The 2,520-nt window shown below is 68.0% G+C and carries 3 protein-coding genes and 1 pseudogene; all 4 read left to right on the forward strand.

The features are described 5' to 3' along the window. Positions 1 to 264 (forward strand): annotated as a pseudogene (locus tag D7Y11_RS43640) (hypothetical protein); the annotation flags it as partial. Positions 265 to 325: 61 nt separating this feature from the next. After that, entirely contained in the window at positions 326 to 940 is a 615-nt protein-coding gene (locus tag D7Y11_RS42275; RefSeq protein WP_120575660.1) for an RNA polymerase sigma factor, read from the forward strand. Positions 941 to 1,024: 84 nt separating this feature from the next. After that, the gene (locus tag D7Y11_RS42280; RefSeq protein ID WP_120575623.1) at positions 1,025 to 1,672 is read left to right on the forward strand and encodes an anti-sigma factor; all 648 of its coding nucleotides are present in this window, start codon (positions 1,025 to 1,027) and stop codon (positions 1,670 to 1,672) included. Beyond that, on the forward strand, positions 1,669 to 2,121 hold the full coding sequence (locus D7Y11_RS42285; protein ID WP_120575622.1) for a hypothetical protein: 453 nt from the start codon (positions 1,669 to 1,671) through the stop codon (positions 2,119 to 2,121). The genes D7Y11_RS42280 and D7Y11_RS42285 overlap by 4 nt, the downstream gene beginning before the upstream one ends. The last annotated feature ends 399 nt before the right edge of the window (positions 2,122 to 2,520 follow it).

Here is a 2,520-nt window from a genome sequence, read left to right on the forward strand (position 1 = left end):
CTCTACCACCCCCTGCCCGGCACCTTCGTGCGCCGGGACGCCCAGGGGCACCCCCTCCAGAACGACGACCCCCGCGACCGCCATGGCAGCGACCGCCGGCTGGGCGGCCGCATGTTCTGGAACGTGCTCCACACCTTCCGGGCCGGAGAGGACACGGAGGACTCCGCCGTCACCCAGGCCCAGTGGGACCGCATGATTTTCGGGGCGGTGCTGGCCATGGTGGGCCTGGCCCTGGCGGCCATCGCGCTCGTCAGCTCCCTCTAGGAGCGACGGGGCGCGTCGAAAGCCTTGGGGTTGGCGCGGCTTGTGCTACGGTGCCGCGCACTTGGCCACCGACGACCTCACACTCGTCAAGCGCGTCCGCAGCGGGGACCAGCGCGCCTTCAAGCTCCTCGTCGAGCGTTACCAGCGCAAGGTGTATGCCGTCGCGCTCGGAATGCTGAAGGACAAGGAGGAGGCGATGGACGTCTCTCAGGAGGCGTTCGTCAAGGTCTACAAGTACCTGGACCACTTCAAGGGCGACGCGTCCTTCTACACGTGGCTCTACCGCATCACGTCCAACATCTGCATCGACGTGCTGCGCAAGCGCCGCGGCGGCGGCGAGGCCGTGGAGTTCGACGAGACGCAGGAAGTGGACCTCTCCGAAGCCCGCATCGGCGCGCTCGGCAGCCGCCTGGGGACCAATCCCCAGAAGAGCGCCCTGCGCAAGGAGCTGGCGGAGAAGATCCAGGAGGCCCTGGCCACGGTGCCGGAGAAGCACCGCGCCATCCTCCTGCTGCGCGAAATCGAGGGAATGTCCTACGAGGACCTGGCCCGCACGCTGGACATCCCCAAGGGCACGGTGATGAGCCGGCTCTTCCACGCGCGCGCCAAGGTGCAGAAAATCCTGGGGGATTATCTGGAGCTGGACGAAGCCAAGAGCGGAGTGGGCAACGAATGAGGATGCCAGAAAGGCCTCCTCGAATATCCGTGGGGCCCGTCGCGTCCCACCGACGAATTCCCACCAGCCCGCAGGGTGAAGAGTATGGCCGGAAATCCCGCGTGTGAGCGTTTCGTACCGCTCCTGTCTCCCTACATCGACGGTGAAGTCGCTCCTGGGGAGCGCGTCAACGTGGAGCGGCACCTGGCCGCCTGCCGGGATTGCACGGGCCGCGCGGCGGACCTGCGCGCCGAGTCCGGGTTGCTCCGGGTCGGCCTGGACATGGCGGTGGACGACGTCGACTTCAAGGACTTCGCCCAGAAGGTCATGGCCCGGGTGACGCCGGAGAAGCCGCCCCTCATCGAGCGGATGCGGCTGGCCCTGTCGGAGATGTTCCTCTACCAGCGCACGGCGATGATTTCGTCGCTGGCCACCGCCGCGGTGGTGATGCTGGTGGCCCTGCCGCTGGTGCTGCGCGACAACGCGCCGGAGGGCTACGCCGCCGAGCGCATGACGGTGAAGTCCATCCAGTCCTACCAGGGCGCCCGCGTGGCCCCGGTGGTGATGGAGACGGAGGGCGGCGGCTCCATCATCTGGATGGTGGACGAGCAGGAGCAGGCCCCGGAGCCCGTGAAGGAGAAGAAGCCGGGCGCGGTGGAGTCCCAGGATTCGAGCGTGGAGCAGGATGGCCAGGGAGGACAGCCGACGCCGGCTCCGTCCGTCCCGCCCCGGCCCACCGGAGGAGCGCTATGACGAAGCCGACGTGGGCGGTGCTGGCTCTGCTGTTCGCCGTGGGTCTGGTGATGGGGCCGGCGGTCGCCTCCGCCCAGGAGCAGAAGGTGAAGGTGCAGGTGGAGGTGGTGCTGGCCTCCAACAAGGGCACCGCGGTGGAGCCGCCCGAGCTCAACAAGATGAAGGAGGCGTTCCAGAAGCAGAACTTCAGCTTCACCTCCTTCAAGCGCATGTCGCTGGACACCGTGGAGGTGGGCGCCCAGAAGCCCACGGAAGTGAAGCTCCCCAACGGGACGAACGCGTCGCTCCAGCTGCTGGGCATGAAGGACGGCAGCGCCACGCTGCGCGTCATCATCCCGAACCAGTCCTCCGTGGAGGTGGAGCTGGGCCGTCAGGGCGCCGTGTACCAGAAGGCCGGCAAGCACGTGGGTGGCGAGCTCATCCTCGTCCTGGTGCCGCCGTCGAAGTAGCTGTGTAAGTCGTGACGGATGCGCGCCGCCCTCGAGGCAGGCGCCGTCCGCGGAATCCCCACCCTGACGCCTGGATGGCCCCCTTCTCCCCGGGCGGCCCCGCGTCAGGGCCCACCATCCCTGAAGCTTCCCAGGTCCTCGCACATCCACCCCTGCGTGGACGGTGTGCTGTCCCAGCGTCGGACAGCTCCGTCCCCCGCCTGACGTGCGCCGGGGTGCGCATGGCACCGGAGGGCAGGAAAGAGGGCGGATCTACCTGGAGCCGGGCTGAAAGAAAGTCAGTCCTGCCCTGCGAGGCAGGGGTGCTCCAGGGTTTCTTCCCTCGGAAAACGCTGGGTTGAGCGACGGCACGGCAGTTGCTCTTGGGTCTGAGGGCAGGACGTGCGGGACGGCTGTCTC

The organism is Corallococcus sp. AB018 (genome assembly GCF_003986945.1).
Lineage (GTDB): Bacteria > Myxococcota > Myxococcia > Myxococcales > Myxococcaceae > Corallococcus > Corallococcus exiguus.

What these genes read in the sequence shown, in the direction of transcription:
- D7Y11_RS42280 (WP_120575623.1), top strand. Translation starts at nt 1,025, where the DNA reads ATGGCCGGAAATCCCGCGTGTGAGCGTTTCGTACCGCTCCTGTCTCCC.
- D7Y11_RS42285 (WP_120575622.1), top strand. Translation starts at nt 1,669, where the DNA reads ATGACGAAGCCGACGTGGGCGGTGCTGGCTCTGCTGTTCGCCGTGGGT.